General features: G+C 64.5%; 15 protein-coding genes and 1 pseudogene. 9 read left to right on the plus strand and 7 right to left on the minus strand.

Annotated elements, in window-relative coordinates:
- Window positions 1–5: 5 nt before the first annotated feature.
- From acnA to AQ611_RS18135, 5 genes are all read right to left on the minus strand, one after another.
- Window positions 6–2,726 (minus strand): aconitate hydratase AcnA, encoded by a 2,721-nt coding sequence (gene acnA, locus AQ611_RS18115; RefSeq protein ID WP_059514976.1) that lies wholly within the window; start codon window positions 2,724–2,726, stop codon window positions 6–8.
- Between the two features lie 56 nt (window positions 2,727–2,782).
- A complete protein-coding gene (locus AQ611_RS18120; protein WP_069235591.1) occupies window positions 2,783–4,234 on the minus strand; it encodes a bifunctional 2-methylcitrate dehydratase/aconitate hydratase in 1,452 nt (483 codons plus the stop codon).
- A gap of 264 nt (window positions 4,235–4,498) precedes the next feature.
- Window positions 4,499–5,008 carry a hypothetical protein gene (locus tag AQ611_RS18125; protein ID WP_059572700.1) on the minus strand — a complete coding sequence of 170 codons (510 nt, stop codon included), beginning with the start codon at window positions 5,006–5,008 and terminating at the stop codon, window positions 4,499–4,501.
- 147 nt (window positions 5,009–5,155) lie between these two features.
- Window positions 5,156–6,181 (minus strand): HpcH/HpaI aldolase/citrate lyase family protein, encoded by a 1,026-nt coding sequence (locus AQ611_RS18130; protein WP_069235592.1) that lies wholly within the window; start codon window positions 6,179–6,181, stop codon window positions 5,156–5,158.
- A 214-nt stretch (window positions 6,182–6,395) separates the two neighbouring features.
- Window positions 6,396–7,379 (minus strand): malate dehydrogenase, encoded by a 984-nt coding sequence (locus AQ611_RS18135; RefSeq protein WP_059514969.1) that lies wholly within the window; start codon window positions 7,377–7,379, stop codon window positions 6,396–6,398.
- 410 nt (window positions 7,380–7,789) lie between these two features.
- On the opposite strand from AQ611_RS18135, the gene AQ611_RS18140 reads away from it, so the two are divergent.
- The 7 genes from AQ611_RS18140 to gltA all read left to right on the plus strand — a co-directional run bounded on the left by AQ611_RS18140 (window position 7,790) and on the right by gltA (window position 13,819).
- Window positions 7,790–8,590 (plus strand): GntR family transcriptional regulator, encoded by an 801-nt coding sequence (locus AQ611_RS18140; RefSeq protein WP_082711822.1) that lies wholly within the window; start codon window positions 7,790–7,792, stop codon window positions 8,588–8,590.
- 217 nt (window positions 8,591–8,807) lie between these two features.
- The gene (gene sdhC, locus AQ611_RS18145; protein WP_059514965.1) at window positions 8,808–9,224 is read left to right on the plus strand and encodes a succinate dehydrogenase, cytochrome b556 subunit; all 417 of its coding nucleotides are present in this window, start codon (window positions 8,808–8,810) and stop codon (window positions 9,222–9,224) included.
- Window positions 9,225–9,227: 3 nt separating this feature from the next.
- Complete coding sequence (sdhD, locus tag AQ611_RS18150; protein ID WP_059514963.1) at window positions 9,228–9,596, plus strand: succinate dehydrogenase, hydrophobic membrane anchor protein; 369 nt, start codon at window positions 9,228–9,230, stop codon at window positions 9,594–9,596.
- A gap of 3 nt (window positions 9,597–9,599) precedes the next feature.
- The gene (gene sdhA, locus AQ611_RS18155; RefSeq protein WP_059514961.1) at window positions 9,600–11,375 is read left to right on the plus strand and encodes a succinate dehydrogenase flavoprotein subunit; all 1,776 of its coding nucleotides are present in this window, start codon (window positions 9,600–9,602) and stop codon (window positions 11,373–11,375) included.
- A 21-nt stretch (window positions 11,376–11,396) separates the two neighbouring features.
- Complete coding sequence (locus AQ611_RS18160) at window positions 11,397–12,098, plus strand: succinate dehydrogenase iron-sulfur subunit (RefSeq protein WP_069235593.1); 702 nt, start codon at window positions 11,397–11,399, stop codon at window positions 12,096–12,098.
- 96 nt (window positions 12,099–12,194) lie between these two features.
- Entirely contained in the window at window positions 12,195–12,464 is a 270-nt protein-coding gene (locus AQ611_RS18165; protein ID WP_059515530.1) for an FAD assembly factor SdhE, read from the plus strand.
- Window positions 12,465–12,517: 53 nt separating this feature from the next.
- Window positions 12,518–13,819, plus strand: coding sequence for a citrate synthase (gene gltA / locus AQ611_RS18170; protein WP_059514957.1), 1,302 nt, complete (start codon window positions 12,518–12,520; stop codon window positions 13,817–13,819).
- Between the two features lie 152 nt (window positions 13,820–13,971).
- Here the strand turns inward: gltA and AQ611_RS18175 are convergent, their stop codons facing one another.
- On the minus strand, window positions 13,972–15,168 hold the full coding sequence (locus tag AQ611_RS18175; protein ID WP_069235594.1) for a helix-turn-helix domain-containing protein: 1,197 nt from the start codon (window positions 15,166–15,168) through the stop codon (window positions 13,972–13,974).
- 116 nt (window positions 15,169–15,284) lie between these two features.
- On the opposite strand from AQ611_RS18175, the pseudogene AQ611_RS26420 reads away from it, so the two are divergent.
- Window positions 15,285–15,634 (plus strand): annotated as a pseudogene (locus AQ611_RS26420) (VOC family protein).
- Window positions 15,635–15,722: 88 nt separating this feature from the next.
- On the plus strand, window positions 15,723–16,970 hold the full coding sequence (locus AQ611_RS18185) for a DUF1479 domain-containing protein (RefSeq protein ID WP_069235595.1): 1,248 nt from the start codon (window positions 15,723–15,725) through the stop codon (window positions 16,968–16,970).
- Between the two features lie 80 nt (window positions 16,971–17,050).
- Here the strand turns inward: AQ611_RS18185 and AQ611_RS18190 are convergent, their stop codons facing one another.
- Window positions 17,051–18,916, minus strand: coding sequence for a DUF3857 domain-containing transglutaminase family protein (locus AQ611_RS18190; protein WP_083237445.1), 1,866 nt, complete (start codon window positions 18,914–18,916; stop codon window positions 17,051–17,053).
- Window positions 18,917–18,999 lie beyond the last annotated feature (83 nt).

The raw sequence follows: 18,999 nt of genomic DNA on the forward strand, positions 1-18,999 counted from the left end.
TTGGCTTATGCGGCCAGCAGCGAGCGCAGCACGAACGGCAGGATCCCGCCGTGCTTGTAGTAGTCGACTTCGATCGGCGTATCGATGCGCAGCAGCACCGGCACGCGCTTCGTTTCGCCATTCTTGCGATGGATCACGAGCGTGACGTCCTGCTGCGGCTTGAAATTGTCGCCGAGGCCCTCGATGTCGTAAGTTTCATCGCCGGTGATGCCGAGCGATTGCACGCTGTCCGAGCCCTTGAACTGCAGCGGCAATACGCCCATGCCGACGAGGTTCGAGCGGTGGATCCGCTCGAAGCTGCGTGCGATCACCGCCTTCACGCCGAGCAATTGCGTGCCCTTTGCCGCCCAGTCGCGCGACGAGCCGGTGCCGTATTCCTCGCCTGCGAATACGACGGTCGGCGTGCCGGCATCGATGTACTTCATCGCGGCGTCATAGATCGACAGTTGCTCGCCGCTCGGCTGGTGGATCGTCAGACCGCCTTCGACGCGCGTGCCGTCTGCCTTCGCCGGGATCATCAGGTTCTTGATCCGGACGTTCGCGAACGTGCCGCGCATCATCACGTCATGGTTGCCGCGGCGTGAGCCGTAGCTGTTGAAGTCGGCCTTCTGCACGCCGTTCTCCTTCAGCCATTTGCCGGCCGGGGAGTCTTCCTTGATCGAGCCTGCCGGGCTGATGTGGTCGGTCGTCACCGAATCGCCGAAGATGCCGAGCGCGCGCGCGCCCTTGACGGCGGCGATCGATGCGGCCGGCGCCATCGAGAAGTCCTTGCCGAAGAACGGCGGCTCCGCGATATAGGTCGACTTCGGCCAGTCGTACACCTGGCCGCTTTCGCCTTCGATCTTGCTCCACAGGTCGCCCTTCTTCGTGAGCTGCGCGTAGTTCTCCTCGAACTTTTTCGGATCGAGCGCGTACTTGAGCAGCGCGTGGACTTCGTCGCTCGACGGCCAGATGTCGCCGAGGTAGATATCCTTGCCGCCCTTGCCCTGGCCGACCGGCTCGGTCATCAGATCCTTCGTGATGTTGCCGGCGATCGCATACGCGACGACGAGCGGCGGCGAAGCGAGGAAGTTCGCGCGGATGTTCGGGTGAATGCGCGCCTCGAAGTTGCGGTTGCCCGACAGCACGGCCGCCGCGACGATGTCGTTCTTCGTGATCGCTTCATTCAGCTCCGGCGTGAGGTCGCCCGCGTTGCCGATGCAGGTCGTGCAGCCGTAGGCGGCCACTTCGAAGCCGAGCTTCGCGAGGTACGGCAGCAGGCCCGTCTTCGTCAGGTATTCGGTGACGATCCGCGATCCCGGCGCGAGCGAGGTCTTGATGTGCGGCGCGACGGTGAGGCCCGCTTCGACGGCCTTCTTCGCGAGCAGGCCGGCGGCGAGCAGCACGCTCGGGTTCGACGTGTTCGTGCACGACGTGATCGCGGCGATCAGCACGTCGCCGTTCTTGACGTTGACGCCGTTCGACGTCTTGTAGTCGGCCGTCAGGTCGGCGGCCTTCTTCGCGAAGCCGTTTTCCGCGACCGGCTTCGAGAACAGCTCGGTGAACGTCGACTTCACGTTGCCGATTTCGATGCGGTCCTGCGGGCGCTTCGGGCCCGCGAGCGACGGCGCGACAGTGGCCAGATCGAGCGTCAGCACCTTCGTATAGTCGATGTCGCCTGCCTTCGGAATGCCGAACAGCTCTTGCGCCTTGAAGTAGTTCTCGAACGCGGCGATTTCCGCCTTGGTGCGGCCCGTGCCCTTGAAGTAGTCGATGGTTTTCTCGTCGACCGGGAAGAAGCCCATCGTCGCGCCGTATTCGGGCGCCATGTTGGCGATCGTCGCGCGGTCCGGCAGCGCGAGCGACGCGGTGCCTTCGCCGAAGAATTCGACGAACTTGCCGACGACCTTTTCCTTGCGCAGCATTTCGGTGATCGTCAGCACCAGGTCGGTGGCCGTCACGCCTTCGCGCAGCTTGCCCTTCAGCTCCACGCCGACCACGTCCGGCGTCAGGAAGTACACCGGCTGGCCGAGCATGCCCGCTTCGGCCTCGATGCCGCCCACGCCCCAGCCGACCACGCCGATGCCGTTGATCATCGTCGTGTGGCTGTCGGTGCCGACGAGGGTGTCGGGGTAGTAGACCGTATCGTCGCCGTTCTTTTTCTTATGGACGCCGCGCGCCAGGTATTCGAGGTTCACCTGGTGGACGATGCCGACGCCCGGCGGCACGACCTTGAACGTGTCGAATGCCTGCATGCCCCACTTCATGAACTGGTAGCGCTCGTTGTTGCGCTGGAACTCCAGCTTCATGTTCAGATCGAGCGCGTCTTTCTGGCGGAAGTAGTCGATCTGCACCGAATGGTCGACGACGAGATCCACCGGCACGAGCGGTTCGATCTTCTTCGGATTCTTGCCCGCGCGCTTCGCGACGCCGCGCATCGCGGCGATGTCGGCGAGCAGCGGTACGCCGGTGAAGTCCTGCAGCACGACGCGCGAGACGACGAACGGAATTTCGTCGACGCGCTTCGCATTCGGCTTCCAGTTAGCGAGCTGCTCGATATGCTCTTCGGTGATCTTCTTGCCGTCGTAGTTGCGCAGCACGGATTCGAGCACGATCCGGATCGAGACGGGCAGCCGCTCGATCTTCGTCTTCAGTTCGCGGCCGAGCTTCGGCAGCGAATAGAATTTGCCTTCTTTGCCGGAACCGGTGTCGAATTCCTTGAGAGTCTTGTGGAGATTGTGGGCCATGGTGTCTTCCTGGGTTTGAGGCTAGGAAAGAATTCTGTATTTGACGGCTTTGACGGCTAGATCACATACAGATCGACGTATTCATTGACCGGCATCGCCTCGAGCTTTGCCTGATCCAGCGACACGTCGAGAATCGCTTGTTGCTGCTTGGCCGGGAAGCGGCGCGCGAGATTCGTCTTGAACTTGTCGATCAAGAGCGCAATGCCATCTGCGCGGCGCCGCATATGGCCGATCGGATAGTCGACCGCCACCTCGGCGAGCCTCGATCCGTCGTCGAATTCGATCGTCAGCGCATTGGCGATCGAACGCTTGTCCGGATCGTGGTAATCCTTCGTGAACTGCGGGTCCTCGACGCATGCGATCTTCGCGCGCAGCGCGTCGATGCGCGGATCGGCGGCGACGCCGTCCTCGTAGTCGGCGGCCGTCAGGCGGCCGTAGAGGAGCGGCACGGCGATCATGTACTGGATGCAGTGGTCGCGGTCGGCCGGGTTCGCGAGCGGGCCTTGCTTGTCGATGATCCGCATCGCGGCCGCATGTGTGCGCACCGTCACGCGGCGGATTTCGTCTGCCGTGCGGCCCGCGGCGGCCAATTGCGCGTGCAGCGCGATCGCGGCTTCGACGGCCGTTTGCGCATGGAACTCGGCCGGATAGGAAATCTTGAACAGCACGTTTTCCATCACGTAGGTGCCGTATGGACGCTGGAACGTGAACGGCTTGCCGCCGAACAGCACGTCGTAGAAGCCCCATGTCGGCGCGCTCAGCGCCGACGGATAGCCCATCTCGCCGGTTTTAGCGATCAGCGCGAGACGCACCGCGCGCGACGTCGCGTCGCCTGCTGCCCACGACTTGCGCGAGCCCGTGTTCGGCGCTTGGCGGTAGATGCGCAGCGGATGGCCGTCGACGAACGCAAGCGACAGCGCGTTGATCAATTCGTCGCGGCTCAGGCCGAGCAGGCGGCCGACGGCGGCTGTCGACGCAACCTTCACGAGCAATACGTGATCGAGGCCGACTTGGTTGAACGAATTTTCGAGCGCGATACAGCCTTGAATCTCGTGCGCTTGGATCATTGCGACGAGCACGTCTTTCATCGCGAGCGGCCGCTTGCCCGCCGCGATGGCGGTGCGCGACAGCCAATCGGCCGTGGCGAGGATGCCGCCGAGATTGTCGGACGGATGGCCCCATTCGGCGGCGAGCCAGGTGTCGTTGAAGTCGAGCCAGCGGATTGCCGTGCCGATGTTGAATGCGGCCTGCACCGGATCGAGTTGGAACGACGTGCCGGGCACTTTCGCGCCGTTCGGCACGATGGTGCCCGGCACGATCGGCCCGAGCAGTTTCGTGCAAGCGGGATACGAGAGGGCTTCGAGCCCGCAACCGAGCGTATCGATCAGGCAGTGGCGCGCGGTATCAAGCGCGCGCGCACTGTCGATGCGATGGTTCAGCACGTAGTCGGCGATATCGACCAGCACTGGATCCGGCGCGGGCCGGACGTTCGGAATCGGGGCGGACATCTAGGCTCCTGTCGGCCGGAGTCGGCGCTTCAGCGCCTACTCCGGCCCCATGCCGCAGTTGGCGGGAATTGGCGCTTCAGCGCCTAGTCCCGCCCTGCGGCGGTCGGCCGGAGTCGACATTTCAGCGCCTACTCCGGTCCCATGCCGCAGTTGGCGGGAATTGGCGCTTCAGCGCCTAGTCCCGCCCTGCGGCGGTCGGCCGGAATCGGCGTTTTTGCACTTATTCCGGTCCCATGCAAGATAGCTTGACTGCCGAGCGCGGCCTCAGTTGCCGGTCTTCAGTTCGTTCGACTGGGTCGGCGCGGCCGTGCCGGCCGCAGCCATTTCGGCCGTCTTGCATTCGTCGGCGAGGCGGCTGTCGTCCTTGTCGCTGAACAGCATCCCCTTGGTCGGGATCACGACGAGCTTCATGCCGCTTGCCGGATCGTAGAACACGTCCGCGCCCGTCGTCGTTTGCTGGCGGGGCAGCTTGTAGTTCTTGCTCGCCCAGTGGACCGTGACGATCTGGTCGCGTTTCATGTCGCCGGCGAGTTCATACGACAGGCCTTCCTTGCACGACCACTTGACCGATCCTTCCGGCACCGGATCCACCTTGGCTGCCGCGGCCGCTTGCGCCTTCTTGCTGCGCGGAATCAGACGCCGCTTCGGCGCGGGGCGCTTCGGCGTGGCCTTCTTGGCGGTGGACGATGAAGTTTGCGCGACTGCGCTAGGCGCCGCGGCCAGCATCGAGGCGGACAGCGCGCCAATGACAGTGGCGATCAGCAGTTTCTTCATGGAATCAAAGCCTTATGTTAATCAGTTAGCAACGGCGGACACACGCACGTCCACCGGGTTGAACTGCACGCGCCCCGGAACGCACAGCGGCCGCTATTTTCACCTATTTAGCCGTGCAAAATCAGCTTTTGCGCGATCCTGCACGATTCATATTTTGATGTTCCCCATCGTTGGCGTCCGTTCATCCGTGCCGCGAAAGAGCGGCGCGGCATCCGCCGGCAGCGGCTGGCCGGTGGCTTGCGCGCGGCGCAGCACCGACCAGTAGTAACGGTAGCTCGCGCGATCGTGCAGCGCGTCATCGTGGCGCGTCGGCCCCCAGCCGGCCGCCTGCGCGGCAAGCAGGATCTCGGTTGCGCGCGCGATTTCGCCGGCGCGCGGCGCGAAGGCGGCGACGATCTCGCGGATCTGCGCGGGATGGATGCTCCACATCCGCGTGTAGCCGAATTCGTCGCGGGCGCGCCGCGCGTCGCCGGCGACCACCTGCACGTCGCGGACCTCGGTTGTCACGTTATGCGACGGCGTTTTGCCATGCGCATGGCATGCGGCGGCGATTTCCAGCTTCGCGCGGCGCACGAGCGGATGATCGAACTGGCCGGGCGTGCGCATCGCCGCGTCGGCAATCGCGCCGTGGTGAGCGGAAACGAAGTCCATCAGGCCGAAGCTCAGCGTCGCGACGTTCGGCAGCGCGGCGATCTTTGCCGCGTCGGCGAGCGCGCCGTGGGTTTCGATCAGCACGTCGACGGGAATCGGCTGCGCAATGCCGAGTTCGCGGCGCGACGCCTCGATGAACGCGCACATTTCGGCTGCGTCGGCCGCGCTGCCGACCTTCGGCAGCGTCAGGTACGCGGGCGGGCGCGCCGCGCGCAGGATGATGCGCACGTCGTCGCGCCAGTGCGGATGGGAAATGTCGTGGATGCGCGCGCCGACGCGTCCGAAGCGGTTCGCGTCGCCGCCGACGAGCGCCGCGACGAGTTCCGCATGCTCGGCCTCGTGGCCCACGCGCGCGCCGTCCTCGCAATCGAGCGTGACGTCGAATACCGGCCCGAGTTCCGCTTGCAGCGCAAGCGACTTCAGCATCAGCTTTTCGCTGCCGGCGTAGTGATCGCAGCAGGGCAGGATCGCCGGAGGGGTAACGCCTTCGTACAGCACTTCTGCGGGGGTAAGCGCGGACATCTTTTCTGCGTCAGGTCGTCAGGATCTGGGCCAACTGGGAAAATCCGATTCGAACGGGCTCTGGCGGCGCGGGCAGTGTTGAGCGCAGAGGCCGTGCGGATCGGATCGCGGGGCTCGGGATCGCCGGAGCCGGCCGGGCGTGACGCCCGGCCGGCCGGTTGCCGGGCCGCCCCGCGCGACTTCGGCGCGGCAGGCCCGGCGCGTCGCACGTGCTTTACTTCAGCAGGTGAGCGACGCCATCGCGCTCTTCGAGCAGCTCGGCGAGCGTCGCGTCCATCTTCTCGCGCGAGAACGCATCGATCTCCAGGCCTTCGACGCGCTTGTATTCGCCGTTTTCCGTGGTGACGGGCACGCCGTAGATGATGTCCTCGGGAATGCCATACGAGCCGTCCGACGGGATGCCCATCGTGACCCACTTGCCATTCGTGCCGAGCACCCAGTCGCGGATGTGGTCGATCGCCGCGTTCGCCGCCGACGCCGCCGACGACAGCCCGCGCGCCTCGATGATCGCCGCGCCGCGCTTGCCGACGGTCGGGATGAACGTGTTGCGGTTCCAGTCGTCGTCGTTGATCAGCTTCAGCAGCGATTCGCCTTCGGCCGTCGCGAAGCGGAAGTCGGGGTACATCGTCGGCGAGTGGTTGCCCCATACCGCGAGCTTCTCGATCGACGCGACCGGCTTGCCGGACTTCGCCGCAAGCTGCGACAGCGCGCGGTTGTGGTCCAGGCGCAGCATCGCGGTGAAGTTCTTTTTCGGCAGATCCGGTGCCGACTTCATCGCGATGTATGCGTTCGTGTTCGCCGGGTTGCCGACGACCAGCACCTTCACGTCGCGGCTCGCGACTTCATTGAGCGCGCGGCCTTGAACCGTGAAGATTTCGGCGTTCGCCGACAGCAGATCCTTGCGCTCCATGCCTTTCGAGCGCGGACGGGCGCCGACCAGCAGCGCGACATCGGCATCCTTGAATGCGACCTTCGGGTCGTCCGTCACCACGACGCCCGCGAGCAGCGGGAACGCGCAGTCTTCCAGCTCCATCACGACGCCTTTGACGGCCGCTTGCGCTTGCGGCAGATCGAGCAATTGCAGGATGACCGGCTGATCCTTGCCGAGCAGATCGCCGTTGGCGATGCGAAATAGCAGGGAATAACCGATTTGACCTGCGGCGCCGGTGACGGCGACGCGCTTTGCGGGCTTAGCCATTGAAATCTCCAGGACGATGAGCGTGGAACGCTAGGAAAAACGCCATTTTATGCGCGTTATGCGAAGCGTTGCGTTGTAGCAGGGGAGGACTCGCGGTTGCAGGCGCGACGCTGCCTGAAAACAGCCGGGAGCGCCGGGGCCGGCTCACGCTAATGACGGGCAACGCACGTTCCCCTGATCCCAAAATCCGTTTGCGGGGCAGGCCGCCGGCGCAAGCCCGTGATTAGCGTGAGCCGGCCCGATTGGGGCGCACAGCCGGCATGCGTGCGGCAACCCGCGAACCCTTGCTCGCCCCGGAGTTTAGGAGTCGCGGCAGGCAAAGTCAAACCCTATCTTATGTCTTATATAAGACAGATGTTTTGCAGGAAAAATCTAGACGGAAAAGCGGGGTTTATGTTGAAATGCGCGCCATGACTTCCAATCAGGCGAGCGCACCCAATCCGACTGGCGCAGCCGGCGCTTCGCAGCCCGGCGGCGAAGCCGCGGCCGCCCCTTCGCCGACTTTCAGCCCGCTCTATCAGCAAATCAAGGCGCTGATCACGCAGAGTCTCGAGGCCGGCGAATGGAAGCCGGGCGAAATCATTCCGAGCGAGGTCGAACTCGCGGCGCGCTACAAGGTCAGCCAGGGCACGGTGCGCAAGGCGATCGACGAACTCGCCGCCGACAATCTGCTCGTGCGCCGCCAGGGCAAGGGCACGTTCGTTGCGACTCATAGCGAGGAGCGCGCGCAGTTCCGTTTCCTGCGGCTTCTGGCCGACGACGGCGTCGAGCATCCGCATGTGAGCCGGCTGCTCGAGTGCCGGCGCATGCGGGCGCCGGCCGAGATCGCGCGCCAACTCGATCTGAAGCCGGCCGATCCGGTCGTTCAGGTGCGGCGCGTCCTGGAGTTCGACGGCGCGGTGACGGTGCTCGACGAGATCTGGTTGCCGGGCGCGATATTTCGCGGACTGACTTTCGAGCGCTTGAGCGATTACAAGGGTCCGCTTTACGCGATGTTCGAAAGCGAGTTCGGCACGCGGATGATTCGTGCGACCGAGAAGGTCCGCGCGGTGGCGGCGGAGCCTGCGGTTGCCGACGCAATTGGCGTGCCGGTGGGCTTTCCGTTGCTGTCGGTCGAGCGCGTGTCATATACGTATGGTGACCGCCCCGTCGAGGTGCGGCGCGGATGGTATGTCACGACCGGGTATTACTATCAGAACGACTTGAGTTGAAAGTTGAACAGTTGAACTGAAGATCGGTAGCAACTCAGGCTGAGCCTGAATCAGCATAAGGCAAAACAATAGGTGATTGCGCCCCCACGCGCCAAGCATGTTTCGCGCCTTGTTTACCGCTGTGAAATGCAACGCTTCAGCGCTGACTTTCGCTGCAGCGCGAAATAAAAAGGCGCTAAAATCTCGGATTAGTGTCACAACATCGTAGGGGTCTAGCATGACTGAAGCAGTTAGAAAGCCGAGGCCGGAGTATCGGAACATCGGATTTGGCGATATCACGCTGAAGTACCGTCTGCCGCTCGCGGCCAAGGTTTCGATCCTGCACCGGGTCAGCGGTGCGCTGCTGTTCCTGTTTCTTCCTTTCCTGCTTTATCTCTTCGATCAAAGCCTGACCTCCGAACTCAGCTTCGAAGTCTTCAAGGCGTTTCTCTCCAACATCATCGTCAAGCTGATCGTTCTCGCGCTGTCGTGGGCGTTTCTGTTCCACTTCTGCGCGGGTGTGCGCCATCTGCTGATGGACATGAATCACGATGCGGTGTCCAAGGAGCGCGGCAAGCGCACGTCGGTCGTCGTATTCGCCGTGTCGACGCTTCTCACGGTCGCCGTCGCGCTCAAACTGTTCGGAGCATTCTAAAAAATGGCAGCCCACAATCGTATCGGCTCGAAGCGCCTCGTCGTCGGCGCTCACTATGGTCTGCGCGACTGGCTCGCGCAACGCATCACCGCCACGATCATGGCGGTCTACACGGTGATCCTGCTCGTGTGGTTCTTTACCGCGCGCGATTTCTCGTATGAAGGCTGGGCGTCGATCTTCGCCACGCAATGGATGAAGCTCGCCACCTTCGTCACGCTGCTTTCGCTCTTCTATCACGCATGGGTCGGCGTGCGCGATATCTGGATGGACTACGTGAAGCCCGTCGGCGTGCGTATCGTGCTGCAATCGTTGACGATCGTCTGGCTGCTCGCGAGCGCGGGTTACGCTGCGCAGATTCTCTGGAGAGTGTAAAGAATGGCTGCAATCAAAAATTCCCTGCCGCGTCGCAAGTTCGACGTGGTGATCGTCGGCGCGGGCGGCTCGGGGATGCGCGCGTCGCTGCAACTGTCGCGCGCGGGCCTTTCCGTCTGCGTGCTGTCGAAAGTGTTCCCGACGCGTTCGCACACGGTCGCCGCGCAAGGCGGGATCGGCGCGTCGCTTGGCAACATGAGCGAAGACAACTGGCACTATCACTTCTACGACACGATCAAGGGCTCCGACTGGCTCGGCGACCAGGACGCGATCGAATTCATGTGCCGTGAAGCGCCGAACGCGGTCTACGAACTCGAACACTTCGGCATGCCGTTCGACCGCAACGCGGACGGCACGATCTACCAGCGCCCGTTCGGCGGCCACACCGCGAACTACGGCGAGAAGCCGGTGCAGCGCGCGTGCGCGGCGGCCGACCGCACCGGCCACGCGCTGCTGCACACGCTGTACCAGCAGAACGTCGCCGCGAAGACGCAATTCTTCGTCGAATGGATGGCGCTCGACCTGATCCGCGATGCGGACGGCGACGTGCTCGGCGTGACGGCCCTCGAAATGGAAACGGGCGACGTCTACATCCTCGAAGGCAAGACGACGCTCTTCGCAACGGGCGGCGCGGGCCGCATCTTCGCGGCGTCGACCAACGCGTTCATCAACACGGGCGACGGCCTCGGGATGGCCGCGCGTTCGGGCATCGCGCTGCAGGACATGGAGTTCTGGCAGTTCCACCCGACGGGCGTCGCGGGCGCGGGCGTGCTGATCACCGAAGGCGTGCGCGGCGAAGGCGGCATTCTGCGCAATGCGAACGGCGAGCGCTTCATGGAGCGCTATGCGCCGACGCTGAAGGATCTGGCGCCGCGCGATTTCGTGTCGCGCTCGATGGACCAGGAAATCAAGGAAGGCCGAGGCGTCGGTCCGAACAAGGATCACGTGCTGCTCGACCTGTCGCACATCGGCGCGGAGACGATCATGAAGCGCCTGCCGTCGATCCGCGAAATCGCGCTGAAGTTCGCGAACGTCGATTGCATCAAGGAGCCGATTCCGGTCGTGCCGACGATCCATTATCAAATGGGCGGCATTCCGACCAACATTCACGGCCAGGTGGTCGGCACGGCGCGCGGCCATGAGGAGCCGATCAACGGCTTCTACGCGGTCGGCGAATGCTCGTGCGTGTCGGTGCACGGCGCGAACCGTCTCGGCACGAATTCACTGCTCGATCTCGTGGTGTTCGGCCGCGCGGCCGGCAACCATATCGTCGAGCATGTGAAGAACCAGCGCGATCACAAGCCGCTGCCGGCGGACGCGGGCGATTTCTCGCTCGAGCGTCTCGCGAAGCTCGAGAAATCGTCGTCGGGCGAATATACGCAGGACGTCGCGAACGACATCCGCTCGACGATGCAAAAGCATGCGGGCGTGTTCCGCACGTCGGCGCTGCTGTCCGAGGGCGTCGGCAAGATGGCCGAGTTGAAGGAGCGCGCCGCCAACGTGCATCTGAAGGACAAGTCGAAGGTGTTCAACACCGCGCGCGTCGAGGCGCTCGAACTGGCGAACCTGATCGAGGTCGCGCGCGCGACGATGGTGTCGGCCGAAGCGCGCAAGGAAAGCCGCGGCGCGCACGCGCACAGCGACTACGAACACCGCGATGACGATAACTGGCTGCGCCACACCCTGTGGTTTAGCGAAAACGATCGCCTCGACTACAAGCCCGTCCATATGAAGCCGCTGACGGTCGAGTCCGTGCCGCCGAAGGCGCGCACGTTCTAAGCCAGCGCAAAGGAATCTGAAATGGCCAAACGCATTTTCGAAATCTACCGCTACGATCCGGATAAGGACGCCGCGCCGCGCATGCAGACGTACGAGCTGGAGATTCAACACGAGCGGATGCTGCTCGACGCGCTCGTCAAGCTGAAGGCGCTCGACGAGACGTTGTCGTTCCGCCGCTCGTGCCGCGAGGGCGTGTGCGGTTCGGACGCGATGAACATCAACGGCAAGAACGGCCTGGCATGTCTGACGAACCTGAACGACCTGCCGCAGAAGATCGTGCTGCGTCCGCTGCCGGGCTTGCCCGTCGTACGCGACCTGATTTGCGACTTCACGCAGTTCTTCAACCAGTATCACTCGATCCGCCCGTACCTGATCAACGACGAGCCGCCGCCCGAGAAGGAGCGTCTGCAGTCGCCGGAGGAGCGCGACGAGCTGGACGGCCTGTACGAGTGCATTCTGTGCGCGAGCTGCTCGACGTCGTGCCCGAGCTTCTGGTGGAATCCGGACAAGTTCGTCGGCCCGGCCGGCCTGCTGCAGGCATACCGCTTCATCGCGGACAGCCGTGATCGCGCGACGGGCGAGCGCCTCGACAATCTCAACGATCCGTACCGCCTGTTCCGCTGCCATACGATCATGAACTGCGTCGACGTGTGTCCGAAGGGCCTGAACCCGACGAAGGCGATCGGCAAGATCAAGGAACTGATGGTTCGCCGTGCGGTTTAATATGAAACAATCTTTGCTCGCTTCGTCCGCCGCCCGCTGCGCGCCCGCGTGTTCGTTCGGCGCGGCCCGGCTTGGCGCGGCGCGACGCGTACTGCCATGAGCGAGTCGCATCAATCCGATCCGCACCGCCGCGCGCGTCTTCGCTGGCGCGCCCGGCGCGGTCTGCTGGAGAACGATCTCATTTTCGAGCGTTTCTTCGAAAGACACGAGCATGACCTCAGCGACGCCGACGTGAGCGCACTGTCGCGCCTGCTGGATCTGAGCGACAACGACCTGATGGACTTGCTGCTTGCGCGCAAGGAACCGGAGGGCGACCTTGCCGGCCCGGAAATGTCCAGGCTGCTGGAGATGCTGCGCAGCGTTTGAGAGCGTTGTGCCCGTTATCGAAAACCATTTCTTTTTTCGATTGAGGATGTGCCATGACCCCGTCTGATGTTAAAGCCACGCTATCGTTCAGCGATAATTCGCCGAGCGTCGAACTGCCGATCTACAAGGGTACGCTGGGCCCGGATGTGATCGACATCCGCAAGCTGTACGGCCAGACAGGCAAGTTCACGTATGACCCGGGCTTCATGTCGACAGCGTCGTGCAACTCGGCCATCACGTACATCGACGGCGACAAGGGCGAGCTGCTGTATCGCGGCTACCCGATCGACAATCTCGCCGAGAATGCGGACTTCCTCGAAACCTGCTACCTGCTGCTGAAGGGCGAACTGCCGAACGCGGCGCAAAAGAAGGAATTCGTCGCCACCGTCACGAAGCACACGATGGTGCACGAGCAGATGCAGTTCTTCTTCCGCGGCTTCCGCCGCGATGCGCACCCGATGGCGATCCTGGTCGCCGCAGTCGGCGCGCTGTCGGCGTTCTATCACGATTCGCTCGATATCAACGAGCCGCGTCACCGCGAGGTGTCGGCGATCCGCATGATCGCGAAGCTGCCGACGCTCGTCGCGATGGCGTACAAATACAGCATCGGTCAGCCGTTCGTTTATCCGCAAAACAATCTGTCGTACAGCGCGAACTTCATGCGGATGATGTTCGCGAACCCGTGCGAGGAATATCAGGTCAACGACGTGCTGGTGCGCGCGCTCGACCGTATCCTGATTCTGCATGCCGATCACGAGCAGAACGCATCGACGTCGACGGTCCGTCTTGCGGGCTCGTCGGGTGCGAATCCGTTTGCGTGTATCGCGGCCGGTATCGCATGTCTGTGGGGGCCGGCGCACGGCGGCGCGAACGAAGCCGCGCTGAATATGCTCGAGCAGATCGGCTCGCCGGACAACATCCCCGAATTCATCAAGCAAGTGAAGGACAAGAATTCGGGCGTGAAGCTGATGGGCTTCGGCCACCGCGTGTACAAGAACTACGATCCGCGTGCGAAGCTGATGCGCGAGACCTGCCATGAAGTGTTGAACGAACTGGGTCTGCACGACGATCCGCTGTTCAAGCTCGCGATGCAGCTCGAGAAGATCGCGCTCGAAGACGAATACTTCGTGTCGCGCAAGCTGTATCCGAACGTCGATTTCTATTCGGGCATCGTCCAGCGCGCGCTCGGCATCCCGACGTCGATGTTCACCTGCATCTTCGCGATGGCTCGCACGGTCGGCTGGATCGCGCAGTGGAACGAGATGATCGCCGATCCCGAGCAGAAGATCGGCCGTCCGCGCCAGCTCTTCATCGGCGAAACGCAGCGCACCGCGAAGCCGATCGCGCAGCGCTAAGCGGCCGGAATTGCGTGCGGGCGATGTGCCGCGCGCGCTGTTTGATTCGCGCCTCGACGGTTTCGCCGTCGAGGCGTTTTCTTTTTTGCGCGGCGGGCATGGCCGCGATCTAGCTGCGCAGGCGTTCGTCTGGCGTTTCGGCGCAGCGGCTTTCAGCGACGCGTTTGCCGAGATGAACGGCGTTCGAGTGACGGCGAGCGCACGTTCAGTGGGGCCGGTTCTTCGGGCGAATCGGCTGCGCGACCATGCGCGGCGAACCACTGCCGGTATTCGCGCGGCGTCATGTTGCGCACTGTGCGGAATTGCCGGTTGAAGTTCGAGAGATTCGAAAAGCCCGCGCGAGCGGCAATGACGGCAATGGGCCAATCGGTGGCCGTGAGTTGGCGCGACGCGTAAGCGATCCGCACGCGTTGCAGATAACGGCCGATACTTTCGCCGACGTGCTGCGCGAACCGGCGTTGCAGCGAACGCTCCGACAGATGCGCGGCCGCGGCGAGTTCCGCGATGCGCAGCGGCTCGTGAAAGCGGCGCTCGAGCAGATCGAGCACGCGGTCCAGGCGCTCGGCTTCGGGGATGGGGCTTGCCGCGACGGGGCCGGCCGGTGTCGCCGAGCTTTGCGCGCAGTTCGAGTTGGCCGGAATAGATACGGTCACCAAGGTCTGGGCTGGGTTTGTTTCGCGCGACTCGGTTTCGGTTCCGCGCGAAGTCACTCGGCCTGAGCCGCCGTCGGTCAGACGCGGACAGGCCGCCGCAGGCTCGGTCCACACTTGGCCGGTAGCGGACCGTGCTGCTTGCGCTTGCCCTTTGCTTGCCGCTACACCAGCCGCTTTCGCACTGTATGCGGCTGCGGTCGCGAGCGGTTGCGCGGCGGTTTCGGCGAGTTCCGCGAGCGCGTCGAGCACCGCCGCCAGCCGTGCGCGCGGCGAGGCATCGAGCAGCGCCGGCAGCCGCGCGCGCATCGCGGCGGCGGCCTGCTGGCCGAACGCCAGTCCCGGCGCGGCGCGGCGCAGCAGCGAGTGCAGCTTGCCGAATTCGGGGCAGCAGTCGGCGACGCGGCGCGCCCAGTCACCGGTGAACCAGACGACGAGCGCGACCTGCGGCGCATCGGGATCGATGCGTTCTTCCGACGCCCATGTATGCGGCAGATTCGGCGGCACGAGGGCGAGATCGTCGCCATCGTAGTCGGCGGCGTGATCGCCGATGAAGCGGCGGCCGCGGCTGTTCAGCGTGAGCGTCAGTTCGTATTCCGGATGATGATGCCATTCGAATGGGATCGCGGCGAGTCTACGGTGATAGACGCGGATCGAGCAGCCGGCGGGGATCGTGACACGTTCGTACTGCGGTTTCATCGAAAGCTCTCTGTAACGTGGCCGTGCATGCCGGCTCTTAAAAGGGGGGATTGCCGCGCATATTTGCCATCGACATCAGCGATGTCGACCGCGCATACGCGTTTTATGCGCCGCTGATGGACGCGCTCGGGCGTCGGCTCAGGTTTGGCGATCCGGCAACTTGGGCGGCATGGATGCCGGGCGGCGCATCGCGGCTGCTGTTTCTGACCGGCCGGCCGCACGACGGCGGCCCTGCGTCGTCTGGAAACGGGCAAATGGCCCGGTTTCTTGCGCGCGAGCGGCCGATCGCCGAGCGCTTCCGGCGGATGGAACCACCGAGGGCTCGCCGGGGTTGCGGCCGCATTACCGCCAGGACGACTACGGCGCGTATTTTCGCGATTCCGGCGGCAACAATCGGGGGCGCATCTGTCGCCGTGAACCTGCCCGATACGCGGCCAACTGCCGATCTTCGCCATTGACGCAATAGTATCGAAATTCGTCTGAATACCATCGCTTTCGCTGTGCCGCGCGACCTAAGCTCACGGCACGCACTCAGCCCAACGAAGGAGACATCAATGCCGTTTGTTATCGACGACGATCTGCCGAGCGCGATCCGCACGGCGAAAACCGCGCTGCGCGCCGCGCTGCCTGGCCGGGCGCGGGTGTTTCGCGAGTTGGAAGGCGAGATTGCGCGCCAAGTCGATGCGATTCGCAGCGATCGGGACCGCGGCGCCGACACGATTCCCGTGCTGCGCTACGCGGATATCGCGGCGCAGCGCGTCGATCCCGCGGCCGTCGCGGCGCTGCGCACGCGCGGCGCATGCGTGATCCGGGGCGTGTTCGATGCGCGGCGCGCAAGCGACTGGAACGACGAAATCACGCGCTACGTCGAATCGAACCGGCTCGACGACAAGCTGCCGCGCCGCGCGGATGACAAATATTTCGGCACGCTGGCGTCGAGCCGGCCGCAGATCTACGGGATTTACTGGTCGCGGCCGCAAGTCGACGCGCGTCAGTCGCCGGAGCTTACGCGCGTGCGCGTGTTCCTGAACCGCCTGTGGCGTGCGCAAAGCGACGGGCGCACGCATTTCGATCCCGACCGCGTGCCCGCGTATGCGGACCGCATTCGCCGCCGGCCGCCGGGCTCGTCATCGCTGGGCTTGTCGCCGCATGTCGACGGCGGTTCGGTCGAGCGCTGGCTCGGTCCGAATTTCCGCCGCGTGTACCGGCATGTGCTTGCTGGCCATTGGCGCGAGTACGATCCGTTCGACGGCGCGTTCCGGCCGGACGTCGAGGAGATTGCGTCGCCGGCGGTGTGTTCGATGTTCCGCACGTTCCAGGGTTGGACTGCGCTGACGCCGCAAGGGCCGGGCGACGGCACGTTGCAATTGATTCCGATCGCGAACGCGATGGCCTATGTGATGCTGCGCGCGTTACAGGACGACGTGCCGGACGACGATCTGTGCGGCGCTCGCCCTGGGCGCGCACTGTCGATCCTGCCCGAATGGCATGCGTTGCTGCTCGACGCGCTCGTGCCGATTCCGCCGATGCAGCCCGGCGACGCGGTGTTCTGGCATGGCGATGTGGTGCACGCGGTCGAGGATACGCATCGTGGCACTGGCCATAGCAACGTGATGTATATCGCGGCCGCGCCCGCTTGCGCGAAGAACGATGCGTATCTACGGCGGCAATGGCCGAGCTTCGTGCAGGGTGAAAGCCCGCCGGACTTTCCGGCCGATCACTTCGAGACGGATTTTGCCGGGCGGGCGCGGCCGGACGATCTGACCGCGCTGGGCCGCGAGCAGATGGGAAGCCGCATGTAAGCGTGAGCGCGGGTGAGCGTGCACGGCGGGCGCGCGCGGGCGGTGCGTGGAGCGCGGCTTGCGCCGCGCGCCCGTACTCGTCAGAACGATATGCTTTGACGCAGCGTATCCGTGCAGCGCCGGGCGTCGTCGAGGAAGCGGCCGAACGCGTCGCTCGTCAAGTCGTCGTGATTCAGCCAGCGCGTTTTTTGCGCGATGCGATAGCGGTACGCGATGCCGCCGCTCGCGGCTTGCGGCGTCACGTCGAGGTCATACCATGGCGAGCGCGCGGCGCACGCGGCGAGCGGCCGCACGGGCTTCACGCCGTCAAGCTGCACACGGACGGTCATGATCGACGCGTCGTGCAAGAACACGTCGCCGACCTTGCTGGTCTGCCGGTAGTCGGCATACTGCTCCCACAATTGCCGCAGCTTCCCGCCGTCGTATACGTGCTGGCCCGACAGCTGTTCGAGCGCGCGGCCGTCGATGCCGTCGATTTCGACGCGGTAGCGTGCACCGGGCGCGTCGTCGCTGCGCATTCGCTTGATCTCGCACGCGCGCGGTTCGTTGAGCCATTTCTTGCATAGCGCCTGGTCGCCGGCGCTCGTGCCACGGTCACGGTCGAGATCCATCAGCCCCAGCCGATCCTCGCCGCCGAAATACGCATGCCCCGTGACTTGTGCGCTGCCGTCGGGCTTTGGGCGGCTGTTCAGTGTCGCATCGATGCTCACGATCGGCGCTTCGGCGCCGATGTGCTCGTTGCGCACGCCGCCGCCCGCATCGACGACGAGCGCCCAGCGATCCTGGAGCGCCGCCGGCGTGCGGCCGGGGAGGCGGACCGGCTGGGTCGGATCGAGCCACCAGGTCTCGCCGTCGACGACAGCGCGCACGATCGCGTGATTGGGCGCCTGCGCGCCGGGAATCAGCAGCGATGGCGCGAACGAGCCCGCGTATACCCAGGCGGGGCGCGCGTCGATGCCGCTCGCGTTCAGCATTGCCGCGAGCAGGATCGCGAGGTCCTTGCAGTCGCCATAGCCGTTCGCTTCGATCTGCGCGAGTTCGAATGGCACATAGCCGCGTTCGCTCGCGCGCCAGTCGCCGAGATAGCGGTAATGCGCATCGATGTGTTTCATCAACTCGGCCACGCGCGCGGCGGCGGGCAACGCCCGGGCGTCGCGAACCGCGGCCGCCGCGGCGCCGGGCAGCGGCGCGGCGAGAATCTCGTTGTAGCGCTTCGCATAGGCGCTGAAGTGATCCTGTGCGTTCAGGCTGCTCGCCAACTCGATGCGCGGCGCGCGGCGCAAAGTCGTGCCGTCCTCGTCGACGACGTTGACGTAGCGCGGCTGCTTTTGCTCGATGACGAGCCGCTTGCCGCCGTTCGACGACGCAACGCGAAACGCGTCGATCTGCTCGGCGCGCCAGAGGATCGGCTGCTCGGCCGTGTATTCGATGCGGTACGCATCGTTGCGGATCGGCATCGGCCGCAACCATATGGCTTCATGGAACTGCCGTGCGAGCGGCAGCGGCGCGGTGTGCTCGAACGTCGTGAAAACCACGGTGCTGCCGACCCGCAAGCCGGGAAATGCGATCGACGTCCGCTTGTTGCGCACGAAACCGGCGGCGGGGTTCGGCGCGGTGCGCGTGTCGATTTGCGCGCCGGATACCGGCGTGCGCTGCCCGTCCGGGCCGATTACCGCGGCGTCCTTGATCTCGAAGCGGTCCTGCTCGCGATAGTCGAAGTCGAGGCGGGACAGCAGGTCGCGACCGACCGGCCGCAAGATCGTCAAGCGCCGCACGGTCGTGCAATCGGTGCCGGTATCGGGCCGAATCCGGCACGTCTGGTCCACGCGTTGCGCGACGGGGGCCTCGTCGATCGGCTGCAACGCGGCGAACGAGACAGTGACGCATGCGCTTGTGCTGATGGTGGCCGCGGCGCGTGCGAGGACAGCGGTACAACGAAACTTCATCGGAACAACCCCGTGATGTGTGATGGCGGCGGATCGCGCCGCAAAATGGCTGCGATCCGATGGTGAGTTATTTGATTGATTTC

Origin of the sequence: Burkholderia singularis, from assembly GCF_001718875.1 — a bacterium.
Lineage (GTDB): Bacteria > Pseudomonadota > Gammaproteobacteria > Burkholderiales > Burkholderiaceae > Burkholderia > Burkholderia singularis.